Source organism: Candidatus Nitrosoglobus terrae, assembly GCF_002356115.1.
GTDB lineage: Bacteria > Pseudomonadota > Gammaproteobacteria > Nitrosococcales > Nitrosococcaceae > Nitrosoglobus > Nitrosoglobus terrae.
Genome location: NZ_AP014836.1, coordinates 1,856,245 through 1,880,504, shown reverse-complemented (window position 1 = coordinate 1,880,504; position 24,260 = coordinate 1,856,245). Strand labels below are relative to the sequence as shown.

At 49.8% G+C, this 24,260-nt stretch carries 13 protein-coding genes, 1 pseudogene and 1 CRISPR repeat array; of the genes and pseudogenes, 11 read left to right on the top strand and 3 right to left on the bottom strand.

From position 1 onward, the window contains the following. Positions 1-61: 61 nt before the first annotated feature. Positions 62-220, bottom strand: a complete 159-nt coding sequence (locus TAO_RS09685) for a hypothetical protein (RefSeq protein WP_172419090.1) — start codon at positions 218-220, stop codon at positions 62-64. A gap of 66 nt (positions 221-286) precedes the next feature. On the opposite strand from TAO_RS09685, the gene TAO_RS08845 reads away from it, so the two are divergent. The 8 genes from TAO_RS08845 to cas2e are packed head-to-tail and all read left to right on the top strand — an operon-like array spanning position 287 to position 8,592. Further along, positions 287-2,908: a CRISPR-associated helicase/endonuclease Cas3 gene (locus tag TAO_RS08845; RefSeq protein WP_096527562.1), complete on the top strand. Its 2,622-nt coding sequence runs from the start codon at positions 287-289 to the stop codon at positions 2,906-2,908. A 12-nt stretch (positions 2,909-2,920) separates the two neighbouring features. Beyond that, on the top strand, positions 2,921-4,477 hold the full coding sequence (casA, locus tag TAO_RS08840; protein ID WP_096527561.1) for a type I-E CRISPR-associated protein Cse1/CasA: 1,557 nt from the start codon (positions 2,921-2,923) through the stop codon (positions 4,475-4,477). Between the two features lie 17 nt (positions 4,478-4,494). After that, entirely contained in the window at positions 4,495-5,037 is a 543-nt protein-coding gene (gene casB / locus TAO_RS08835) for a type I-E CRISPR-associated protein Cse2/CasB (protein WP_096527560.1), read from the top strand. Next, the gene (cas6e, locus tag TAO_RS08830) at positions 5,034-5,690 is read left to right on the top strand and encodes a type I-E CRISPR-associated protein Cas6/Cse3/CasE (protein ID WP_096527559.1); all 657 of its coding nucleotides are present in this window, start codon (positions 5,034-5,036) and stop codon (positions 5,688-5,690) included. Before casB ends, cas6e begins: the two co-directional genes overlap by 4 nt. 13 nt (positions 5,691-5,703) lie before the next feature. Beyond that, positions 5,704-6,732, top strand: coding sequence for a type I-E CRISPR-associated protein Cas7/Cse4/CasC (gene cas7e / locus TAO_RS08825; protein WP_096527558.1), 1,029 nt, complete (start codon positions 5,704-5,706; stop codon positions 6,730-6,732). A gap of 9 nt (positions 6,733-6,741) precedes the next feature. Beyond that, a complete protein-coding gene (gene cas5e, locus TAO_RS08820; protein WP_096527557.1) occupies positions 6,742-7,443 on the top strand; it encodes a type I-E CRISPR-associated protein Cas5/CasD in 702 nt (233 codons plus the stop codon). A gap of 5 nt (positions 7,444-7,448) precedes the next feature. Beyond that, complete coding sequence (gene cas1e / locus TAO_RS08815; protein ID WP_096527556.1) at positions 7,449-8,324, top strand: type I-E CRISPR-associated endonuclease Cas1e; 876 nt, start codon at positions 7,449-7,451, stop codon at positions 8,322-8,324. Continuing rightward, the gene (gene cas2e, locus TAO_RS08810; RefSeq protein WP_096527555.1) at positions 8,302-8,592 is read left to right on the top strand and encodes a type I-E CRISPR-associated endoribonuclease Cas2e; all 291 of its coding nucleotides are present in this window, start codon (positions 8,302-8,304) and stop codon (positions 8,590-8,592) included. The genes cas1e and cas2e overlap by 23 nt, the downstream gene beginning before the upstream one ends. Before the next feature lie 105 nt (positions 8,593-8,697). Next, positions 8,698-13,179: a CRISPR direct-repeat array (repeat unit 29 nt; unit sequence GTCTTCCCCACGCCCGTGGGGGTGTTTCT). A gap of 233 nt (positions 13,180-13,412) precedes the next feature. On the opposite strand, the pseudogene mutL reads toward cas2e, so the two are convergent. Beyond that, positions 13,413-14,939, bottom strand: a pseudogene (mutL, locus tag TAO_RS08805) (DNA mismatch repair endonuclease MutL); the annotation flags it as partial. A gap of 5 nt (positions 14,940-14,944) precedes the next feature. Continuing rightward, positions 14,945-16,288 (bottom strand): exodeoxyribonuclease VII large subunit, encoded by a 1,344-nt coding sequence (gene xseA / locus TAO_RS08800; RefSeq protein ID WP_096527553.1) that lies wholly within the window; start codon positions 16,286-16,288, stop codon positions 14,945-14,947. A 99-nt stretch (positions 16,289-16,387) separates the two neighbouring features. Between xseA and guaB the strand changes: the two genes are divergently transcribed. The 3 genes from guaB (at position 16,388) to TAO_RS08780 (ending at position 24,123) form a co-directional block, all read left to right on the top strand. After that, entirely contained in the window at positions 16,388-17,854 is a 1,467-nt protein-coding gene (gene guaB, locus TAO_RS08795; RefSeq protein ID WP_096527552.1) for an IMP dehydrogenase, read from the top strand. After that, on the top strand, positions 17,851-19,428 hold the full coding sequence (gene guaA, locus TAO_RS08790) for a glutamine-hydrolyzing GMP synthase (RefSeq protein WP_096527551.1): 1,578 nt from the start codon (positions 17,851-17,853) through the stop codon (positions 19,426-19,428). The genes guaB and guaA overlap by 4 nt, the downstream gene beginning before the upstream one ends. A gap of 600 nt (positions 19,429-20,028) precedes the next feature. Continuing rightward, positions 20,029-24,123 (top strand): HigA family addiction module antitoxin, encoded by a 4,095-nt coding sequence (locus TAO_RS08780; protein WP_096527549.1) that lies wholly within the window; start codon positions 20,029-20,031, stop codon positions 24,121-24,123. Positions 24,124-24,260: the final 137 nt, after the last annotated feature.

Here is a 24,260-nt window from a genome sequence, read left to right as displayed (position 1 = left end):
TGTTTACTTCCATAAGATTCGTACTAAAGTTCTAATCGATTCAGTCGATATTAGAACAAGTTCATAAACGAACCCGCTCAACCGTATAACTGCGACTACACCAAAGATCTATCTGCTGAGGCCGTACCTGCATCCTTGTTGTTGATCGCAGCTTTGTGCGGCTAGAGAAAATATGTGAAAAAACTTGCGAGCGCAAGCGTAAAACCTGCTTATTGCGCATCCATGGGGTCTTCTTAGGGTGATTACCCAGAAGAGCGTTAACAGATTCTAAGCACAGGATTTTGAAATGCGAAAGCCACCAAGCTCAGGGAATAAAAACAATATTCCCGTCATTCCATTCATCAACTGCCCTGCAAAAACATTTAAGGATGCAGCGGGGAATATCCAGCTTGGCCGTAGCGTGCCCGAGCACTGTCAAATCGTAGGCAAGGTAGCCCGTGTGTTGCTTGAGCGCTATCCGGATCAGTTGCGCCATCAGCTATTTCCAGACGATGCCCCCTTTGCCGCCGCCTGTCACGATATCGGCAAGGTTAGTCCTACTTTTTTTGAAAAACTTCGCCGTGCCTGCACTATTGGTATTGAGCATTTTTCAGCTTTATCGATTAATCCTGATCTTGAAAAGCAATGGGGTGGACACGCTGGCGTGAGTCAAGCAGCGGCTAAAGCGCTGAATGCCCCCCAATGGGTGCCTGAAATTTTGGGGCAGCATCATGGATTTTCTCCTCAATTGAGTGGTAAACGGGCGGATGCAGAGGTGTTTGGCGGCCTACCTTGGCAGCTAGAGCGTAAGGCTTTAGTAGAAGACCTAAAACAGCACCTTGGGATGGATTGGCCCCGAATAAACTCAACTGCTCAGGCGCGTTTAGTGGCCGGTCTTACCAGTGTGGCCGACTGGGTGGGTTCGGGGCAGCATTTTGAAGATCCAAAACAGCCTTGGCAGGAGAATATCAAGCGTGCTGTAGATGAGGCCGGTTTTGTACTACCCACTTATCAGAAAAACCTGAGCTTTGAGCAGGTGTTTGATTTTACCCCGCCCCCGCGCCCAGCCCAGCAACAATTGATCGACGTTGTAAGAAGCGGCTCAGGGGTGTATGTGTTGGAAGCGCCTATGGGGCTGGGGAAGACCGAAGCAGCCCTCTATGCTGCCTACCAGATACTGCAATCCGAGCAGGCGATGGGAATATATTTCGCCCTGCCTACCCAGCTCACTTCTAACAAGATGTATCAACGTTTCAATTGCTTTCTAGAGCGCATCCTTGCCCCCGATTGCCCGCACCGTCGCGCTTTGTTGCTCCATAGCAAGGCATGGTTACAGGAAATGGAGATGGGTGAAGAAGGGAAACCCGGCGGCGCGTGGTTTAGTCAAGCTAAACGTGGGCTATTGGCACCCTTTGCCGTGGGCACTATTGATCAAGCCTTAATGGCCGCCATGAATGTTAAACATGGTTTTGTGCGCGCTTTTGGTTTGGCGGGCAAGGTGGTGATTCTCGATGAAGTGCATACCTATGATGCCTATACGGGCACCTTGCTAAATGCGCTGGTAGAGCTTTTGCGTAACCTGCATTGTACGGTCATTATTCTAAGCGCCACCCTCAATCAGGAGCGGCGCAGTGAATTGCTACAAATGCCACTGCATAGCCAAGCCTATCCTCTGATTACCGCCGTCCGCGCAGCGGAAGCAGTGCGGGAACTGGCCGTTGCGCCTCCGCCTGATACGCACATAGAAATTATATTGCTACAGGACGAAGCTAAGGCAATACAAGAGGCGCTAGATCGTGCTAGCCAAGGCCAGCAAGTACTATGGATTGAAAATACCGTCAAAGAGGCTCAGCAACGCTACCTTGATTTAGCGGCTCGTGCTCAGGAATTGGGACTAGCTTGCGGCCTGCTCCATTCACGCTTTACTGCTGCCGATCGGCAAAAAATTGAAAATCATTGGGTGGATTTATTCGGTAAACCCGGTTGGGAGCACCGGGTTAAGCAAGGACGGATTCTAATCGGCACTCAAGTACTAGAGCAGTCGCTGGATATCGATGCCGATTTTATGGTGAGTCGTTTTGCCCCTACAGATATGTTATTGCAGCGACTAGGTCGATTGTGGCGCCACACCGATACTCCCCGTCCAGCGGGAGCACGTTGTGAAGCTTGGCTATTAGCCCCGGATTTACATGGTGCTATTGAAAATCCCGTTCATGCTTTTGGTGCCAGTGCGCATGTTTATGCCCCTTATGTGCTATGCCGTAGCTTGGAGGTATGGCAGCCCGTTCAACAGCTTGCCTTACCCAGCGATATTCGGGGTCTGATTGAAGCCACTTACGCCAATAGATGTGAAGAGGGCGCTATGGCTCGTTGGCTGTATGAGCTGGAACATGGCAGCAAAGGGTATGGCCATCAGCGTATGGGTCGACAAGCTCTACGGCAATTGGCGCGTATCGGCTTGGCCGAAGATGGCAAAACGTTACCAGAAGCCAAAGCCCAAACCCGTTATAGCGAAAGCGATAGCTATGAAGTGCTACTGCTACGGGATTTGTATTACGACAAAGACCACCACGTTACCCGTTTGACCTTGCTAGATGGCCAAACCCTTGAATTACCTACGCAGTACCATCGCTTAAATAAATCTGCATGGAAAACCCTGACAGCAACACTCATGCAGCAGGTCGTGCCGGTACGCGCCGCTGAGGCACCTTTGCCCCCCCCCGCACGGGATCAGCTACAGAAACTTGGATTTGGCCATTGTTTCTATTTGGGTGATCCCAATTGGGCAGAGGACGAGAGTCTCTTACGCGTAGCGTTAGTGGATTCGGATCGGCTTCAAGGTTTATATGGTGCCCCTGTGCATGAACGCTACTATTTGGAATACCGCAATGACTTGGGCTACCAAGTTTTAACAAAAGATAAGGACTGATCTGGAGACACTATGGAAAATCAATTTAACCTGATTGATGAGCCTTGGCTGCCCGTAGCCGATAGGGGGCGGGTGAGTTTACGGCAGATATTCAGCAATTCTGAATACCGAGCCTTGGGCGGTAATCCGGTACAAAAAATTGCCTTAATGAAATTACTATTAGCTATTGCTCAAGCTGCTTGTACCCCCAAGGATGAACAAGAATGGAAGGCACTGGAGGCAGCGGGCTTGGCTCAACACTGCCTAGCCTATCTGGATAAGTGGTATGACCGATTTTATCTGTACGGGGAAAAACCGTTTTTGCAGATGTCGGCCATAGAAAAACTGATTGCTGATAGGACGGAAAAAAAGCTAGCTACGGCTAAAACACTAAGTAAAAAAACAGAAGCCATACAGTCTGGAAGTGCCAAGAGATTTGGTGCGGGCTTTTATCCAGATTTACCAAGCGAAAATAATACCCAGCTATCACAAACGCTTTTTCATAGAACCTTATCTGATGCAGAGAAGGCTATTTTCTTGGTTACATTAATGAATTTTTCTTTTGGCGGAAAACGTATTGAGTTCGATTTGACCTCCCTTGCTGGAGATGTTTTGAAGAGTGGTTACACCGCCTATGCTGGGCCTAGTCTTGGCAGTTGGAATGGCCAGCTGCATTGTTTCCCCCTGGTTGACTCAATACTTGAAAGTCTTTGGTTTAATTTAATGACAGGGGAGAATTTTCAAAAATTAAATCCTTGGCCTAGTGGTGTGGGTATACCCCTTTGGGAAAGGATGCCTGAAACAGAAAAAGACACTATCGCAGAAGCATATAAAACCAGCTATCAAGCTGGGTTAGTGGCTTTATCGCGTTTTGTGTTGCTGAAAGATGAGGGTGTTTTTTATCTGGATGGTATTCAATACCCAAAAGTTAAAGAGGGCTGGACTGAGCCAAGCCTGTTGATTAATAAGTCAGGAAAAGAAATAAAAACTAAGTACGCCGATCCTGAGAAAAGACCGTGGAGAGAGTTGGAAGCAATACTAGCTGTTAACGTATTTTCTTCCTCTACTGGTTTTGAGTGTATAGCTCTGAAAGTTGGTATTAATCGTATTGTTGAGAGTAATCATAAAATTTTTTCTATTTGGTGCGGCGGGATAAAAGTTTCTTCTAATTCTGGCGATCAATCTGTTAAGCAGGGTGATGATTTCGTTGAATCTCAAGTTTGGCTACATAGCAGCATGTTAGGTGAGTCTTGGTTTGCTCAGCTTCAAGCCGAAATGAGCGCGCTTGATATCAGCGCTAAAACGCTATATGGCTGCGTCATGGCTTACTTTAAAGAACAGTTGGTCGATGGCAGTAAGCTTGCCGCCCAAGCCACTCAACTGTTTTGGCAACTGTGCGAGCGTGATTTTCAAACCTTGCTCGATAGCTGTAATCAGGATGAGAAAAACCAACACCAGCGTCACAAACTGCGCTTGCGTTTTGCCAGTTACGTGCGCCAAGCCTATAACCGCTTTTGCCCCAACGAAACCGCTCGGCAGTTGGACGCTTGGGCTAAGCGCCGTCCCAATTTAAGTCAATATTTAAAGTAAAGCAGGAGGATTGATCCGTGGAAACTGTAGCATCCGATCGCCCGGCCAGTCGGGAAGAAAATTTCGTGAGCTACCTGCTGACCCGTATCCAGCAGGATAAAGGGTTGGCCGCGCGCTTACGCAGAGCTGATAATCCGGCCACTGAATATCAGAGCTGGGAGTTTTTGGCTGGGTTTGGGGTTGATCTAGAGCAGGAGTATCAGCGTCTACCCTTTATCACTGTAGCGGCTGCCCTAGCGAAAGCTAGGGCTGAGCGTAACGGCAATTTCAGGCTGGGCCAAGCCATCGCTGCTTGTTACACCGATGACAACCAAAGCGATCAGGCCAAGGCCAAATTGCGTCGCGTACTGGCCTGCGATGGCCTACCTGAATTGTGCCGTATTTTGCGCCCAGTGCTAACCCTAATTGAAAGCCGCGTGACCCAACCCTTAGATTACGTTCGTTTATTGCGGCAGTTGCAGTATTTTGCCCCTCATGGGCAACAAATCAAAGCGCAATGGGCGCAAGAGTTCTATGGTCGCCAAACTGAGGCTGATGCTCCAGCTGAGGGGGCCCCATGAATCTGACCGCTAGCGTGTTACAGCTTGATCGTGCTGCTATCAAGGCGTTGCGCATCACCGATCCTTATTCCCTGCATCGGGTGGTGTATAGCTTATACGAAGATAGGCGTAGCAGCGCTGAGAAACAGGGTAGCCAAGCCAGCGGCATTTTATACGCTGACCAAGGGGGTGATTTTCAGGGACGTAAGATTTTGCTACTGGCTAATCGTGTGCCTGCCGAGCAGGCTGTAAATGAGGACGGCCAAGCCTATGGTGAGGTGAATAGCCGTCCCATTCCAGATAATTTTCTTACCCACGGGCGCTATCGCTTCAAGGTGATTATCAATCCCACCCGACGCGATAACGCTAGCCGTAAGTTGATGCCAGTGAAGAGTCGCGACGCGGTAGCCCAGTGGTTTTTAGAGCGGGCTGCTGCCAGCTGGGGTTTTACCGCTTCTGCTGAGCACCTGCAAATAGACCGGCTAGAAGTGTTGCAGTTTAAAGACAAAGCCCAGCGTCCGGTGACGTTAGCCCAAGCCCATATCCAAGGCCAGCTTGCTGTAACCAACCGTGAGCAATTTTGCCACAACTTTACCAACGGCATTGGCCGAGGCCGCGCCTTTGGCTGCGGTCTACTACAGATTGTGCCGCTGATTGATAACCCATTTAACTAAACAGGAGTTTTTCATGACTAACATCTACACAAATACCCGTATTGAATTTCATATCCTCCAATCCTTCCCCGTTACTTGTCTGAATCGGGATGACGTGGGGGCACCCAAGACTGCTGTAGTGGGGGGAGTCACTCGTGCCCGTGTTAGCTCCCAGTGCTGGAAGCGCCAGGTGCGGCTGGCGATGCCAGATTTTGGTATCAAGCTAGCAACCCGTACCAAACAGGCAGAAAGAATTTTTACTAAAGCCTGCCAAGCTGCCGGAGCTGAAGAAAGCTTGGCTCAAGCCTGTGGCAAAAAACTGGCAGATCTGATTATCGATGATACTTTGCTATTTATCAGCGACACCGAAGCTACCGCTTTTGCTGAGTACGCCAAAGAAAATGGCTTTGATGTCAGTAAATTCAAAGATAAGGAAGTAGCTAAGGTTGCTAAAAAAACAATCAATCCAGCGGTGGATGCGCTGGATATTGCCCTATTTGGTCGCATGGTGGCTAAGACAGCAGACATGAACGTGGAGGCCGCCGCGTCTTTTGCCCATGCTATTTCTACCCACAAGGTGAGTAATGAGGTGGAGTTTTTTACTGCGCTGGATGATCTAGCGGAAAAACCCTGTTCCGCCCACATGGGGAGCTTGGAATTTAATAGCGCTACCTATTACCGCTACGTCAGCTTAGATTTAGGCCAGCTTGCCCAAACGTTGGGGACAGAAGACCTGAAAAAAGCCATTACTGCTTTTACCCAAGCCCTATTTGTGGCGGTGCCCAGTGCCCGCCAAACCACCCAATCCGGTGCCAGCCCGTGGGAGTTTGCTCGGGTATTGGTGCGCAAAGGCCAGCGCTTACAAATACCCTTTGAAAAACCCGTTAAAGCTAAAGGTGAGGGCTACTTGCAACCTAGCATTGAGGCGCTGAAAGACTACCTCGATAAAAAAGAAAAACTCAGCGGCTCATTGTTTGGCCAGCTAGGGGCGTATGAGTTTGGTGAAGATGAAAATTTCAGCATCGATGATCTGATTACCAAGCTGCAAAATCATGTGCAGTGAGGGGGAATCATGAGCGATCCTTATCTTTTATTATGGCTAGAGGCTCCTTTACAGGCTTGGGGGCATGACTCCAAGTTTGGCCACCGTGATAGCTTACATTTCCCCACCAAATCGGGGGTGTTGGGTTTGATCTGCTGTGCATTAGGTATCGGGGGAGAGCAGCGGGATTGGTTGGCGGCTTGGGTCGATTTGGATATGCAGTTAGTGGCTTATGTACCGCGGGATGCTCAGGACCGCCAGCCCTTGCTGCGGGATTTTCATATGGTGGGGAGTGGCTATGACGATCAAGATCCGTGGCAAACGCTACTGATCCCGAAAAAAAGTGATGGCGGCAAAGCAGTTGGCGGAGGGACTAAGATGACTTACCGCTACTATTTGCAAGATATGGCCTATGCAGTAGCCTTACAAGTACCTGCCGCTAGGGTGACAGACATTATAGCCGCTTTACAGGCACCGGTATGGGATTTGTATCTAGGCCGTAAAAATTGCGTACCCAGTGAGTTTATTTATCGAGGCGAATTTATGACCGGAGGTGAGGCCCTGGCCGCCGGCCAAAAATTAGCTGAGGAAAAGAAACGTACGGCTGTATTGCAAGTACGACAAGGGGAGCATGAGGGCGACGAAGTACTGACCTTAAACGATGTTCCGTTACAGTTTGGCGAGCATAAAAAATACCGTGACCGACGGGTGACGGTACAGCGGCTAGCGTAGCGAATATGAGCGACGATCAGCGTTTATTTGTCAAGATCACCCGAGAGTCTTTGCCCCAAGTAAAAGATAAATACCCTTTTATCTATCTGGAGCGGGGGCGGTTAGAAATTGATGACAGCAGTGTTAAGTGGATCGATGCTGATGCCAACGTGGTGCCATTGCCGGTGGCTACCCTCAATGCGTTATTGTTGGGGCCGGGGACGACCGTGACCCATGACGCGATTAAAACGGCCACTGCCGCTAACTGTGCGGTATGTTGGGTAGGGGAGGATTCTCTGTTATTTTACGCCGCCGGTTTTCTGCCTACCGCCAATACCCGTAATCTTAAGCAACAAATTGAGCTTGCCAGCGACCCTAAAAAATCCTTAGCAGTGGCGCGACGGTTCTTTGCCCATCGCTTTCCTGAGGCTGACTTAGCAGGTAAGACGATTAAGGAAATGATGGGCATGGAGGGCTTGCGGGTACGTGGCCTATATCAGCAAAAAGCCGAAGAGTATCAAGTAGGCTGGAAGGGGCGTATTTATACGCCGGGCAAATTTGAAATCAGCGATCTCACCAATCAGGTGCTTACAGCTGCCAACGCTGCCCTTTACGGTATTCTTTGTTCAGCCATCCATAGTATGGGTTATTCGCCGTGTATTGGCTTTATTCACTCTGGGAGTCCCTTGCCTTTTATCTATGATTTGGCGGATTTATATAAAGAAACGCTGTGTATTGATTTAGCATTTGCCTTAACTCGCGATTTGGCCGGGCGTTATGACAAACATAAAGTATCTGCGAGATTTCGGGAACGGGTGATTGAGATGGATCTATTGGCCAGAGTAGGGGCAGATGTGACTGCTATACTGGGGAGTGGACGTGCTAATCGTTATTGCAAATGACTTACCGCCTGCGGTGCGTGGGCGGATGAAATTATGGTTTATTGAGCCTCGGCCTAATGTATTTGTCTCGGGTATCAAAGATTCGGTCGCCACTACAGTGGTGGATTATCTGTACAAACACTGCCCGGTAGAATCCGGTGTGCTGCTTGTCCGTTCGATTCCCCGCTCACCGGGTTTTGAGATCAGAACCATTGGCCCACCCCGTAAACCTACGATCACCCTTTCGGGTCTTCAATTGATTGTGGAAACCTTGAAAGAGGTAAATTAACTCTATTAGGAGGCTATCGATCACCAAAGTTCTTTAACAAAATATTAAATTTTCTGTACCCGTTAAGGGCTTCATAATGATGCAGAAATCCCTTAGAATCTCAGTGTCTTCCCCACGCCCGTGGGGGTGTTTCAGGTGGTTATTTAAGCAAACCAATTCCGGACAAGTCTTCCCCACGCCCGTGGGGGTGTTTCTCGAGGAAGAAGATCGGACTGCTGTTGCCAAGGGTCTTCCCCACGCCCGTGGGGGTGTTTCTTTAGGGTTCCTGTAACACCATTCATTTAACTGGTCTTCCCCACGCCCGTGGGGGTGTTTCTATCGCTGGACTGGGTTTTGACAGCAGTCATTGGTCTTCCCCACGCCCGTGGGGGTGTTTCTCAATAAAAAACAAACGGTTCTAGAGGAAGCTAGTCTTCCCCACGCCCGTGGGGGTGTTTCTCAGATGAAATCATAACCCCGTTTTTATCTTCAGTCTTCCCCACGCCCGTGGGGGTGTTTCTCCATTGTCACACCTTGCTCGCTAGTTCTTTAAGTCTTCCCCACGCCCGTGGGGGTGTTTCCAATATACTTTTTCATATAATGAGAACATCTAGGTCTTCCCCACGCCCGTGGGGGTGTTTCCATTTATCTAGTTAGCGAATTGACGCTTACTTTGTCTTCCCCACGCCCGTGGGGGTGTTTCTAGAGCTGGTAGATATAGCCCTGTGCTTTTCAAGTCTTCCCCACGCCCGTGGGGGTGTTTCTTTATTTTTAGCGCTGCTCATGACTTTTTTATAGTCTTCCCCACGCCCGTGGGGGTGTTTCTAGGTGCTGGTGCGATGATGCGGGGGATGATGCGTCTTCCCCACGCCCGTGGGGGTGTTTCTCATGATTTATTTTAGCGCCCTTCCTGACTTTTGTCTTCCCCACGCCCGTGGGGGTGTTTCCAAGATAGCTAGGTTCCTTCCATTAAAGTACTGGTCTTCCCCACGCCCGTGGGGGTGTTTCATCATCCCCGCGGATAACCATTATTATCAGGATGTCTTCCCCACGCCCGTGGGGGTGTTTCTGTCTTTAGCGCCGTCTTCCCATGTTCCATCAAGTCTTCCCCACGCCCGTGGGGGTGTTTCTGTATATTATGTTAAATAGCTATCTTGATGATGGTCTTCCCCACGCCCGTGGGGGTGTTTCTGAAAAGCCCCGGGTCAGTTCTGGATAAACGCGGTCTTCCCCACGCCCGTGGGGGTGTTTCCCCCGGGGTCTATAAGTTTTACTCCGCGCTGCGGTCTTCCCCACGCCCGTGGGGGTGTTTCTGGCCGGCTCTTTTATTTCCTCTGAAACTTGGGGTCTTCCCCACGCCCGTGGGGGTGTTTCTCGCTAAAGCATGCAAAGACATCTACGATTTGAGTCTTCCCCACGCCCGTGGGGGTGTTTCTTTTTGTATGCTCATTTTTTGTACTCCTGTTTTGTCTTCCCCACGCCCGTGGGGGTGTTTCTCCCCTTTATTATTACTTTTTCTATCGTATGCTGTCTTCCCCACGCCCGTGGGGGTGTTTCTAAGGTTTCAGGGCGCGTTGAAGGGGCACGGCTGTCTTCCCCACGCCCGTGGGGGTGTTTCCCTCACTCCACGCCCATATCGGGCACATGGAACGTCTTCCCCACGCCCGTGGGGGTGTTTCCGTCTACGTGGGCACCTCTACCGGAAAAGAGGAGTCTTCCCCACGCCCGTGGGGGTGTTTCCTCTTTTAGGCTCCAGCTCTTATCTAGTGCAAAGTCTTCCCCACGCCCGTGGGGGTGTTTCTATGGGTTCTGAGGCTTCTAGGATAGGTAGCGTGTCTTCCCCACGCCCGTGGGGGTGTTTCTCGTGGATGTTTTTGCATGCTTTAGCGATTTTGGTCTTCCCCACGCCCGTGGGGGTGTTTCTGCTTTTTTTCAGTTCTGTGATGCGTTCCAAGCGTCTTCCCCACGCCCGTGGGGGTGTTTCTTTCTCCATAGCCTGTCTTACTGCATCACCTCTGTCTTCCCCACGCCCGTGGGGGTGTTTCTCTCTCTTACTTCATCTCTAGTCACGTCGCTTAGTCTTCCCCACGCCCGTGGGGGTGTTTCCACGAAAGGATGGCGGGTTAGAGAACCGGCTCCGTCTTCCCCACGCCCGTGGGGGTGTTTCCTTCTTTGTAAATGTAATGTTTCATGTGTACAAGTCTTCCCCACGCCCGTGGGGGTGTTTCTTCTCAGCTTTTTTGTGAAGTGAAAGTAGGCGAGTCTTCCCCACGCCCGTGGGGGTGTTTCTTTTACTCGTCTAACCATTTTGTTTCTCCTTGTGTCTTCCCCACGCCCGTGGGGGTGTTTCTTACAGGTTTTGTCTGAATAATTGGGATGTAGCGTCTTCCCCACGCCCGTGGGGGTGTTTCTGGTTCTCATCTAGAAAAGGCAGACACTCATGGGTCTTCCCCACGCCCGTGGGGGTGTTTCTATCATCGTATATTTTAGCCACCCCCCAAACTTGTCTTCCCCACGCCCGTGGGGGTGTTTCCGGGTTTAGGGTTATCTTTTACATACTCTAAAAGTCTTCCCCACGCCCGTGGGGGTGTTTCTCAGGCAAATCTTCCCAGAATCCGTTCCCTAGGGTCTTCCCCACGCCCGTGGGGGTGTTTCTGTTCTAGCATGGAGCGACTGGAGCGCTTGGAAGTCTTCCCCACGCCCGTGGGGGTGTTTCTACCCGATATACCCCTTAAACCTCACTCCGCGCGTCTTCCCCACGCCCGTGGGGGTGTTTCTAAAGTTATCTTACTTGGAACTCTAGGGAAAGAGTCTTCCCCACGCCCGTGGGGGTGTTTCTCCTGAGGGATGCAAGTAAAATATGAGATTTCTGTCTTCCCCACGCCCGTGGGGGTGTTTCTCCTGAGGGATGCAAGTAAAATATGAGATTTCTGTCTTCCCCACGCCCGTGGGGGTGTTTCTAAAGAAACGATAGTCTCAGTGTCTTATGATAGGTCTTCCCCACGCCCGTGGGGGTGTTTCTTTAGTTTCTTCAAGCGATGACAGTCACACAGTGTCTTCCCCACGCCCGTGGGGGTGTTTCCTTTATATTACTGTAGCTAGTATCGTAAGATAAGTCTTCCCCACGCCCGTGGGGGTGTTTCTGTAGTAAAAACGTTTTTTAAAGATATCCTGCAGTCTTCCCCACGCCCGTGGGGGTGTTTCTCAGACGCTTCATTAAGCACTACAAGGATGGTGGTCTTCCCCACGCCCGTGGGGGTGTTTCCACGTAAAACTATCGTACGACACTGAGACTATCGTCTTCCCCACGCCCGTGGGGGTGTTTCCTTTTTGTTGATACACATCTTATATAGTCTTTTGTCTTCCCCACGCCCGTGGGGGTGTTTCTGCACCTATATTAAAACGAGCTTTTCATACATTGTCTTCCCCACGCCCGTGGGGGTGTTTCCTTTTCTGTGAAGTAAAGGTAGGTGACTTGAATGTCTTCCCCACGCCCGTGGGGGTGTTTCTAAAGTTTTTAATTTTTGTACGCTCATTTTTTTGTCTTCCCCACGCCCGTGGGGGTGTTTCTGGCACGCGATTAGGCTTTTCGGTAAATATGCCGTCTTCCCCACGCCCGTGGGGGTGTTTCTTGGTCGCTTTCACTGACTTGGTACAGAGCCGGGTCTTCCCCACGCCCGTGGGGGTGTTTCTTCCCAGCTTTTTTGCGAAGTGAAAATCGGCGAGTCTTCCCCACGCCCGTGGGGGTGTTTCTGATTAGCGACGGCGTTACTTATAAGACAACGAGTCTTCCCCACGCCCGTGGGGGTGTTTCTGCCGCGTAATCGAGATGAGCTAGAACTAGAAAGTCTTCCCCACGCCCGTGGGGGTGTTTCTTTGTCTTTACTTTTAAAGACGGTCACGGCTAGGTCTTCCCCACGCCCGTGGGGGTGTTTCTAAATCGGAGTGATAATGAGAACGTTTAATGTTGTCTTCCCCACGCCCGTGGGGGTGTTTCTTTGAAATATTCCTAAAAACCTTTTCGCTAAGAGTCTTCCCCACGCCCGTGGGGGTGTTTCTATAGTAAGAAATATAGCAGCGGCCTCCGGTATGTCTTCCCCACGCCCGTGGGGGTGTTTCCCCTTATTCTCTAGAGTTTGAGCGCTGCATATCGTCTTCCCCACGCCCGTGGGGGTGTTTCTGAGATCATACTCAGCCCTCGACTTTATCTTTGGTCTTCCCCACGCCCGTGGGGGTGTTTCCGGCGGATGGATATGCAGCTGTTCCCCGAACGGGTCTTCCCCACGCCCGTGGGGGTGTTTCTATATAGAAAGCTCGTTTTACTATAGATACATTGTCTTCCCCACGCCCGTGGGGGTGTTTCCTCCACCGCCAGACGTGCTTATGGACAGCTCCGGTCTTCCCCACGCCCGTGGGGGTGTTTCCGGGGGTCTTGTCATAAAAATCGCTTCTCGACGGTCTTCCCCACGCCCGTGGGGGTGTTTCTCTTTCATGTGTGTAGTCCTTGCTTGTATGAATGTCTTCCCCACGCCCGTGGGGGTGTTTCCCCCGTTGCCATCCCCCTCATTCTCACGGATGCGTCTTCCCCACGCCCGTGGGGGTGTTTCTCAGGTGTTCTGATCGTGTGGCGAGGAGAACCAAGCCTCAATTTGATCTTTAGGGAACTCCCGCCAAGGAAGCTTGCGGTTAAGGGTTGATGTATGCTGATAAAAATGTTCTAGATCCCGAAGGAGAGCGTTCATTTCAGGTAGGGAAAGGGGAGGCGTTGATGGCGCTAGGTGCGAGCCTATCAGGTTAATAATCCCTTCTCTAATGAAAGCTAGCTCAAGGGGTTTTTGTGGCTGTGTAGTTAATTGAAGCAGCAATGCGTGCAGGAATGATTTAAAGTTAAGCCCTTTAAGTTGGGTAGGGGCTTCTCGGAGAATTAAAAGCTCAGGGCCTAGTCGGTATAACCCAAACCCTAATTCCAGTAACTTGGAGCCGTGTAGCTCTACCCATTCTGCTTGGCTAGCTAGAACGTTGAGAGTGAGGGGAAAAAGTAATGGTTGTTGTGTGATATTGTCATTAGCATAGGCTATTTGTAGGCGTGTCTGAGTTAGATGGGCTTTGGCCATATAGGTATCAACTAAGATGAGTCCTGTTTTATTTTCTGCTAACAGATAGCGGTTAAGTACCAATGTTTGGGCTTGGCCTAGCAATGGATCGTTATCTTCTGTTGCTTCGGGTACGTGTTTTTTTAGGGGTTGGGTATGATAGGGGGTTAGGTGTTCTGCAATAGTGTGGGTTGTTTTAGCGGGTTTTTCTTTGAGATTGGGGTAGCGGCTGGATTGTAGTAGTGATACAGGTAACCAGGACTGTCCTTGTAATTCGGGTTGTTTGAGCACTTCAATAAGGGTGCGCACAATAAAGCTGTGGACTTGTCGGGCTTGCCGAAACCGAAGTTCATTTTTGGTGGGGTGGGCGTTCACATCCAATTGGTTAGGGGGTAGCTCTAAATATAATAGATAGGCTGGGTGTCGGCCTTGAGGAAGGCGGTTGCCATAGGCTTGGCGGGCGGCTTGGGTGAGTAATCTATCCCGAACCATACGATGATTAGTATAGAAATACTGTAAATTATTGTGACCGCAGGAGAAGGCGGGGTTTCCGATCCAGCCCCATAGGCGTAATTCGTCCTGTTCTTGTTCAACGTATAAGCTGTTTGCAACAAAACCTTGTCCGTAGACAGCCGCTACCCGTTTTAATCGCTCAGCTGGGCAATGGTGAGCAGGTAGGGCAAGGAGAGGGCGGCCATTGTAGTTTGCACGAAAACCCACGTTAAAGTGGCTTAGGGCTAGTCGGGTAAGGGTAGATTTTAAGCGTATAAATTCGGTTTTTTCCTCCCGAAGAAAACGGCGCCTGGCTGGGGTGTTATAAAATAAATCACGCACCTCAACCGTAGTGCCCACAGGATGAGCGATGGGCTGAGGTGATCTATTTTCCTGAATGCGCCAGCCGTGATTAGCGTCTACTATGCGAGAACTGAGGCTCAAGCGGGAAACAGCCTGAATACTGGCTAAGGCTTCACCGCGAAAACCTAAGGTAGTGATAGCCAGTAATTCTTCTGCTCGGTGAATTTTACTGGTAGCCCGGGAGCTTAAGGCCAGAGAGAGATCTTCAGGGTGAATGCCGTAACCATCATCACGAATACGGATCAAGCCAATACCGCCTGCTTCGCTTTCAATTTCAATATGCTGGGCTCCCGCATCTAGGGAGTTTTCAATCAACTCTTTAAGCACAGAAGCCGGTCGTTCAACGACTTCTCCAGCAGCTATCTGGCTAGCCAGCGCAGGAGATAAACGCTGAATACGGGGAACGGTTGGGGTGGTCATCTCAGCTATATTTTAGTTACTTTGCCTTGAATACGGCTGCTTGCAAACTGAACTTCAATATTTTCCCCGAGTTGAAGCTGATGGGCTACTCGTACGATGCCCGTAGATCCAGTGACAATGGCATAACCTCGTTCTAAGGTTGCTAAGGGGCTGATCCCTTGGAGGGCACGTTGCGCTACTTCAAGCCGCCTTTGTTGTTGCGCTAAGTAGCGTTGCTTAGCATTTCGGAGACGTTGCGCCAATTCTATTAAGCGTAGCCGGTAAGCTTTTAATTGTTGGGGTGGAGAAAGGGCTTTGAGGCGCGGAATCAGATGATTTAGATGCATGTTCCGCTCCTTATTTAAAGTGATGTAAGCTCGATTAAGGCGCAGTTCTAACTCATCTACCCGTTGGGCTAACGCCTGTTGTTGGCTGTGAGGATGGCGAAGGCGAGCCGTTAAGTTTTTAACCTGCTGGTTTTGGTAGTGTAAATATTGCTGACATAACAGATGAAGTCGTTGCTTAAGCTGAGCAAAGCGCTGATACCATTCTCGACTATCAGGCACCGCCATTTCTGCCGCTGCTGAAGGGGTGGGTGCTCGCTGATCGGCGACTAGATCGGCAATAGTGAAATCTATTTCATGGCCTACACCACAAATTATGGGCAGGGTACAGTGATAGATAGCATAGGCTAATACTGCTTCATTAAATGCCCATAGATCTTCTAAAGATCCGCCCCCCCGCGCCAAGATCAAAAGATCGCAGTCACGACGCTGATCGGCTTTACTAATGGCAGCTGCAATTTGTTGAGCAGCTCCTTCCCCTTGAACAGGTACCGGATAGATCAGCACCGGGATCGCGGGAAAACGTCGCTTAAGTACGCTGAGAATATCGCAGATAGCTGCCCCTGAAGGGGAGGTAATAACGCCAATACGCTGGGGTAAAGTTGGTAAGGGTTGTTTATGTTCTAGCGCAAATAACCCTTCAGCAGCTAGCCGGTATTTTAGGGCTTCAAAAGCACGTCGTAAGGCACCATCACCCGCTTCTTCTAACGATTCGATAATGAGTTGAAATTCTCCCCGAGCTTCGTATAGGCTGACCTGAGCGCAAGCCAGTACTTGGATTCCATTGGCCAGAATAAATCCTAGTCGATGGTTGCGATTACGGAACATAGCGCAGCGCACCTGAGCCGTTTTATCTTTCAGCGTAAAATAAAGATGACCCGAAGAGGGTTGAGATAGATTAGAGATCTCTCCTGCCACCCAAAGCAGTGGAAAAGATTGTTCAAGGATTCCACGGGCTTCATGTATTAAACGGGAGATAGAATAAATATTCTGCTTGGATTGTAGGCTATTAGCATGCTTATCCATCTAAGTAGTCCCCTATGAGGTGCAGTCAATAGCAAGAAACGGTATAATAATGTGATTATTTATCTTATTTTAGTGAATTGTTGATTATAAAGTGTGCTTATGCGTCTTATTCAGGAAGCCCTTACCTTTGATGATGTGTTACTTCTGCCGGCCCATTCCTGTGTTCTGCCCCGAGAAGTAAATTTAGAAACCTACTTAACCCGTGGTATTAAACTGAATATCCCTTTGGTATCAGCGGCCATGGATACCGTCACTGAGTCTCGATTGGCGATTAGTATGGCTCAAGAAGGCGGTATGGGTATTATCCATAAGAATATGAGTGTGGAGCATCAAGCTGCTGAGGTACGGAAGGTAAAAAAATTTGAAAGCGGTGTGATTAAAGAACCAATCACAGTAACCCCGGAGATGAGTATTGGTGAGGTTTTAGCTCTCACTCGTGCTCATCGTATTTCTGGCGTTCCTGTCGTTGAGAAAGAGCAGTTGGTGGGGATTGTCACTAGCCGTGATCTACGTTTTGAAACCCGTTCGGATAACGCTGTCTCTAGCATTATGACTCCAAAATCCCGTTTAGTGACGGTACCAGAAGGGGCTAGTCGGGGGCAGGTGATTGATTTGCTCCATCAAAACCGGATTGAAAAGGTGCTGGTGGTGGATAATCAGTTCAGGCTAAAAGGGCTGATTACCGTTAAGGATATCCAAAAAGCGACGGAATATCCTTTAGCGTGCAAAGATGAGTATGGGCGACTTCGAGTTGGGGCGGCTGTTGGCATTGGGTCCGCTGGCCAAAAGAGAAGCGTAGCTTTAATTGAGGCGGAAGTAGATGTGCTCGTAGTGGATACGGCTCATGGCCATGCCCAAGGGGTACTGGATCAGGTGCACTGGATTAAATCAGAATACCCTGATGTTCAGGTGATTGGCGGTAATATCGCTACGGGAGAGGCGGCCAAAGCCTTAATGGAGGCAGGGGCTGATGGGGTGAAAGTAGGTATTGGTCCAGGATCTATTTGTACTACCCGAGTAGTGACAGGCGTGGGGGTGCCCCAAATCACTGCCATTACTAATGTAGCTGAAGCGCTAAAGGGTACCGGTGTACCCCTTTTAGCCGATGGGGGAATTCGCTATTCGGGGGACTTTGCCAAAGCTATTGCCGCTGGGGCTTATGCTGCCATGATTGGAAGCATGTTCGCTGGTACTGAGGAAGCTCCTGGGGAGATGGAACTCTACCAAGGCCGATCTTATAAAGCGTATCGAGGCATGGGGTCATTAGGGGCGATGCAGCAAGGCTCTAGCGATCGATATTTTCAGGAAGGATCGGGAAGCGTGGATAAATTAGTTCCAGAAGGCATCGAAGGGCGGGTGCCTTATAAGGGTAATCTTGGTCCAGTGGTGCATCAGCTCGTAGGCGGATTACGGTCAAGCATGGGTTATACGGGATGCGCCAATATTGAGGAAATGCGCACTAAGACGACCTTTGTGCGTATTACAGCAGCGGGTGTTAGAGAAAGCCATGTCCACGATGTCTCCATTACGAAGGAGGCGCCTAATTATCGCTTGGATTTAAGATGAGGGATATTCGTACCTACCGGATTTTGATCCTCGATTTTGGATCTCAATATACGCAACTGATCGCTCGTCGGGTACGAGAAATAGGGGTGTATTGCGAGATTCATCCTTATAACTTGGATGAAGCAACGTTACGAGCCTTTGCCCCGCAAGGCATTATTCTTTCAGGAGGGCCGGATTCCACGGTAGAAGAATCCGCGCCTAAAGCACCGGCATTGATATTTACTCTGGGTATACCATTGCTTGGCATTTGCTATGGCATGCAAACCATGGCAGCTCAATTGGGCGGTAAAGTAACCGTTTCTACCCATCGCGAGTACGGCTATGCCCAAGTACGGGTTCATGGTAGCTCAGCCTTGCTTGAAGAAATTGCCGATCATCGTGCCCCCGATGGTCAGGCTGTGTTAGAAGTATGGATGAGCCATGGAGATCGAGTCATAGATTTACCTGAAGGATTTGTATCCATTGCTTCTACTGAAGATAGCCCTATTGCAGGGATGGCAGAGGAAACTAGAAAATTTTATGGTCTTCAGTTTCACCCGGAAGTGACCCATACTCGCCAAGGAACTCAGATTTCAGCCCGCTTTGTCCGTGATATTTGCCGCTGTGAGGCTTCATGGACCCCTACCCAAATTATTGCCGATAGCATTGAAAAAATACGAAATCAGGTCGGTCAGGATCAAGTGCTCCTCGGCCTTTCGGGGGGCGTGGATTCTTCAGTAGTGGCTGCTTTACTCCATCAGGCCATTGGGAATCAACTGATTTGTGTGTTTGTAGACAATGGATTATTACGGCTAGAAGAAGCCGATCAGGTGATGACTATCTTTGCCCAGCACTTGGTGGGTGTCCAGATTATTCGGATTGAAGCGGAATCTCGGTTTTTAGCGGCGTTATCGGGCATTGTCGATCCGGAGGAAAAACGTAAAACCATTGGCCGAGTATTTGTGGAAGTTTTTGAGGAAGAAGCTAAAAAATTACCTAATGTTAAATGGCTTGCCCAAGGCACCATTTATCCCGATGTCATTGAATCAGCCGCTGCTAAGACTGGAAAAGCTCAGGTAATTAAATCCCATCATAATGTGGGGGGGTTGCCAGAGCAGTTAAAGTTAAAACTCTTAGAGCCGTTGCGAGAATTATTTAAAGATGAAGTACGCCAGCTTGGCACTGGGTTGGGCTTACCGGCTGATTTAATTTATCGCCATCCATTTCCCGGCCCTGGGCTTGGCGTGCGAATTTTAGGAGAAGTGAAAAAAGAATACGCCGATTTACTACGCCAAGCCGATGCCATTTTTATGGAAGAACTACACCAAGCCGATTGGTATGCTAAGGTCAGTCAAGCTTTTGCTGTTTTCTTACCAGTGAAATCAGTAGGCGTTAAAGGCGATGGGCGCTGCTATGATTTTGTCATTGCCCTACGGGCCGTAGAAACCATTGATTTTATGACCGCTCATTGGGCTTATTTACCTTATGATGTACTGGATCGTACTTCCCGCCGCATCATGAATGAGGTTCCCAGAATTTCCCGAGTCACCTACGATATTTCTAGCAAACCTCCCGCTACTATTGAGTGGGAGTGATTCCGCGTCTGGCATAGAACGGCATCTTGCTCTGCGAGGCTGTTAGTCTAGTCGCTCCGCGACATTTACGCCAAAGAGAGAGGCTGATGGCCGGTGAAAATGCGATTGGGGCGATCAAGCCGTATTCGCGCGAGAGACGCCGACGGGTGGGTCAGCGCTGATGAGACAGAAAGAGCTAACGGAAATAGCAGATTAGGCAGGACTATCGAATAGCTGCTTTGGGGAGGCTATAGACAAGGCCTTTATCCCTAGTACCCGAGCAAGCGCGGAGGAAGCAAAAGTGAAGGATAGGCCGCACGATGATGCGATGGCCGAACAACTCTGCGCTGATTTAGCCTATGCGCACGAGCTGTTGGCCGAAGTCCGCAGGGATGGGGACTCGGCAGAATTGACCATTCTCTTGCGTCAAATAGCCAAAGCGTTCCGACAAAAAAATGATAACCGGGAATAAGAGCGTGCCCTTTATCGCATGTAGTTTATAATACCCCGCAAGCGCTTTCTGTCCCAAGTGCATCATGCGTCTAAGCAAATACTTGTTTTTTGTTCCTTGTTTATGTAATGTGTAACCTAACACTTAACAAAAAACTAGGATTTTTAGTTATGGCTAGCGTAACACTTCCGGTTCATCCAGGCTCATATGTCCGAGAAAACATTCTCAATCCTCGTAAGCTTACCGTCACGCAGGCGGCAAAATTGATCGGTATCAGCCGTCCCAGTGTATCGAATTTTCTGAATGGAAAGGTATCGGCAACGCCAGATATGGCAGCCTGTCTTGAGCGCGCCTTTAGTATTTCGGCTAAAACCATCCTTGACCTACAAACCGCTTATGATACGCATACAGGAAAAACGTCGGATGCCGCTCAGAAAACGCGGACATACGTACCGCCATTTCTTAATATACAAGCCAACGATCTCGTAAATTGGTTCACAACAACAATTCCTGCTCGTACTAAGCTCGCGGTTCTGTTGCGAACGCTTGTTCACTCTACGGGTCATGATCTTCAGAAGGTGGACTTCCCCGGTAATGATGACGCGGAGCGTCCCGGATGGGACGGCCTCATTGAGTCGGATTCTGGCACGCCTTGGATACCGTTAGGTATCTCTGGCTGGGAATTCGGCGTCACAGAGAATATTAAATCCAAGGCAGACAGTGATTTTGCAAAGAGTGTTAAGGCGATTTCGACAGCAGATCAGAAAGAAATAGCTTTCGTTTTTGTCACTCCTAGGCGATGGCCTGGCAAAACGGCTTGGGTTGCAGAAATGAAGGCGAGGAGGCGCTGGAGAGATGTTCGTGTCTACGATGCTAGCGATCTTGAGCAATGGATGGAGCAATCAATCGCCGCGCAGACATGGTTTGCGAATCAGACGAATCGCCCCTCTGACGGAGTTAGAACGCTGGAGCGCTGCTGGGATGATTGGGCAAATGTGGCAGAGCTAGCCATTCACCCCTTGCTCTTCGCCACCGCGAACCAGGTGTGGGGTGACCGGATCAAATCTTTCTTGGCGAGAGGCAGCTCCGATCTTCTAGTGATCGCAGCTGATTCCGTGGAAGAGGCTCTTGCTTTCCTCAGCCAAGTTCTAGCGACCCCTGGGTTTGAACTGCATAAGGACAGGCTGTTGGTATTTGACCAACTTGGCGTACTGCCGAAGCTCGCCCAAGGAGCAACAAATTTTATCGCTGTTGCTCACACGCGAGAAGTAGAGCGCGAGCTTGGACCCTATAGCGCATCACTGCAAACTATCGTCGTCTATCCGAGAAATGCCACAAGTTCCAAACCCGATATTGTGTTGGAGCCTCTCGGAGATGAGGCATTTACCAAGGCGCTGGAAGCAATGGGCAAGACGCGTGATGAAATAGCGGAGTTGACTAACGCTTCAGGTCGTTCATTAACAGTTCTTCGACGCCGATTCTCGAACATTCCGGCAATCCGTACACCTGTTTGGGCTGACAACCTAGAAATTGCATCCGGGCTTGTTCCGCTTGCCCTTGTCGGCGCATGGGACGCCCAGAACAAGGCGGATCAAATCATCCTGTCCCGCCTAGCGGAAGACACCCCTTTCGAGGCTCTGGAAAAACGTATTCTTGAGTTGTTACGGCTTAATGACTCTCCGGTTTGGTCGATTGGCGGATACAGGGGTGTGATTTCAAAAATGGATTCCCTCTTTGCAATTAGTGGTGCTATTTCCAAGGCTGATCTTGACCGTTTTCTCGACATTGCGAGGAGCGTTCTGGGCGAAGATGAGCCTGCCCTTGACCTGCCTGAGAAAGATCGTTGGGCGGCGGCTATACACGGTAAACAGCGCGAGCTCTCTGGGTCAGTGCGTGAAGGTGTATCCGAGACCCTTGTTTTGCTGGCAGTACATGGCAAGCATCTCTTCGGGAAGCGTTTCGGCTTTGACGGCGAACTTGAGGCTGCGAAACTCGTGCGGGAACTTCTTGAGCCGGTTCAAGCGAGGAAATTGGAGGCGAATGAGCGTGACCTTCCGCTTTATGCAGAAGCCGCCCCCGGCGAGTTTCTCGACATCATCGAGCGTGATCTACGCACAGAAAAGCCGGAGGTAATGGGTTTGCTGAGGCCTGTTAGCACTAGATTCTTTAGCCCGTGTCCGCGCACAGGATTGCTTTGGGCGCTCGAAGGACTTGCGTGGAATCCATTGACCTTTCCTCGTGTTGTGAAGATTTTGGCTCAGCTTTCTGAAATAGAGATCAACGATAACTTGACGAACAAGCCCATTAATTCGCTTAGTTCTATACTCTGGGCTTTGATGCCTCAAACGGCAGCTGATCACAAGATGCGCTTGAAAGCGATTCACATGCTTCTAGCGAAGTATCCCACTATCGGTTGGAAGGTTTGTCTACAGCAATTCGGCGATGGCGGGAAGCGCAGTGGATATTATAGTCACAAACCTAAGTGGCGGCGCGATGGATACAATTTCGGAGAGCCATTTGAGACACCGGAACCGGTCTACGCATTTATCAGGGAGATAGTTAAAATTATCCTTTCTAGGCCTTCCTATACAGCGGAAATGTTGTGTGATCTCGTCTCAAAGCTGAATTCACTCAAGCTTGAGAATCAGGAACGTGTCTGGGAGATTATTGGTGAATGGCGCTCGAGTCTCTCAGACGAAGAAATCGCTAAAGTACGCGAGAAAATCCGCGTGACTGTCCTTTCTCGCGGGGGGCTTAAGAGGGCTAATGAGATGGGGCAGGCAACTCTAACTAAACAAGCTAAGTTGGTATATGTGGCAATGCAGCCCAAGGACATTGTTAACAAGCATGAATGGCTGTTTCGTCAGGAGTGGGTTGAGGAGTCAGCAGATGAGCTCGCTGAAGAAGATATGGACTCTCGGGGGCGGGAGCAACGCATCGAAAAGCTTCGCGCTGAAGCCCTAACGGAAATTGTGCGAGATAGAGGCATCCCGGGCATTTTCTCACTCGCTGAGAAAGGGGATTCTCAGCGCCAAATTGGTAGACATCTAGTCTCCATACTTGAGGACGAGCAGGTCGAGGACATGATTCTGCAATGCCTACGTCCAGAATCGAATGACGTGAGGCGTAATAGCATAGTTGCTGGTGCGTTTTGGACTCTTGGCAATGATCGGCGAGAGGTGATATATACCAACCTACGGGGCAAGATTACGGAAGCGGAAGCACTTAATATTCTGTTTCATTCGCCATACTGCGCTTTGACGTGGAATTTTGCAGAACAGCTCTCGGTAGACGCGCGATTGCGCTACTGGCGCGAGGTAGTCCCGCAATATATTTTCGATTCTCCTGAGGAAAACAACGAAAGCGTTCGCTATCTGCTCGCTGTTGAGCGTCCTAGGGCGGCCTTTACGTCGGTGGATTTTAAGCTTGAAGAAATACGACCACCACTGCTTGTGCAGATGTTGTCAGGCATGACTAAAGAGGGAAAGGACAAGCCGGGTGAGTACCAGCTGCGCGACCACCATGTTCAGCGTGCTTTCCAACTGCTTAATCGTAACCCGGATGTTTCTTCAGATGAGAAGGCTAGGCTGGAGTTCGCGTACCTTGATGTTTTAGCGCGCCCGTTCCGGGGTAGAGATAGGCACCAGATTCCAAATCTCGAACGCTATATCGAGGAACATCCTGGGATGTTCGTGCAGGTAATCGTGTGGGCATACAAGCGCAAAGATCGTGGTGAGGATCCTTTGGCGCTTCACGTCTCAGAAGGTCACAAGCATTTAGCCGAGCGTGGGTATCGTCTTCTCGATGCCATTGAGCGTATCCCCGGCCAAGATAAGGCGACCGGAGAGGAACAGCGTGAAAAGCTTGCTGAATGGGTCTCAGCGGTAAGGAAATCGTGCGCTGAGCTTGATCGGACAGATATTGCGGACGTTTGCCTCGGTAAACTTCTTTCGCACGCACCTGTTGGTAAGGATGGCGTGTGGCCAAATGAGGCTGTTCGAGACTTAATGGAAGATGTGCGGTCCGAGAGCATTATGAGAGGTGCCTGTACGGGTCTCTACAATGCGCGGGGTGCCCATTGGCGCGATGAAGGCAGAGGCCAGGAACGGGATCTCACGGAAAAGTATCGCACTTGGGCTGACGCTTTGCAGTTCACGCATCCCTTCGTAGTGTCATTACTTTTAATGTCAATGGTCAAAAGGTATGAACAGGAGGCAGAGCAACATGATACAGAGGTTGGGATACGCTGTCGACTAAGGCACTAGGAAAACCTAAGCCTATACTTAGCGAGTCTTCATCTCAAATTTCTTTGGAAGTCGCATTCGACATCAACTACATGGATCATGATATTTTGGATGGTATTGCGTATGTATTCCATTATAATGCATTGATATTAAAATAA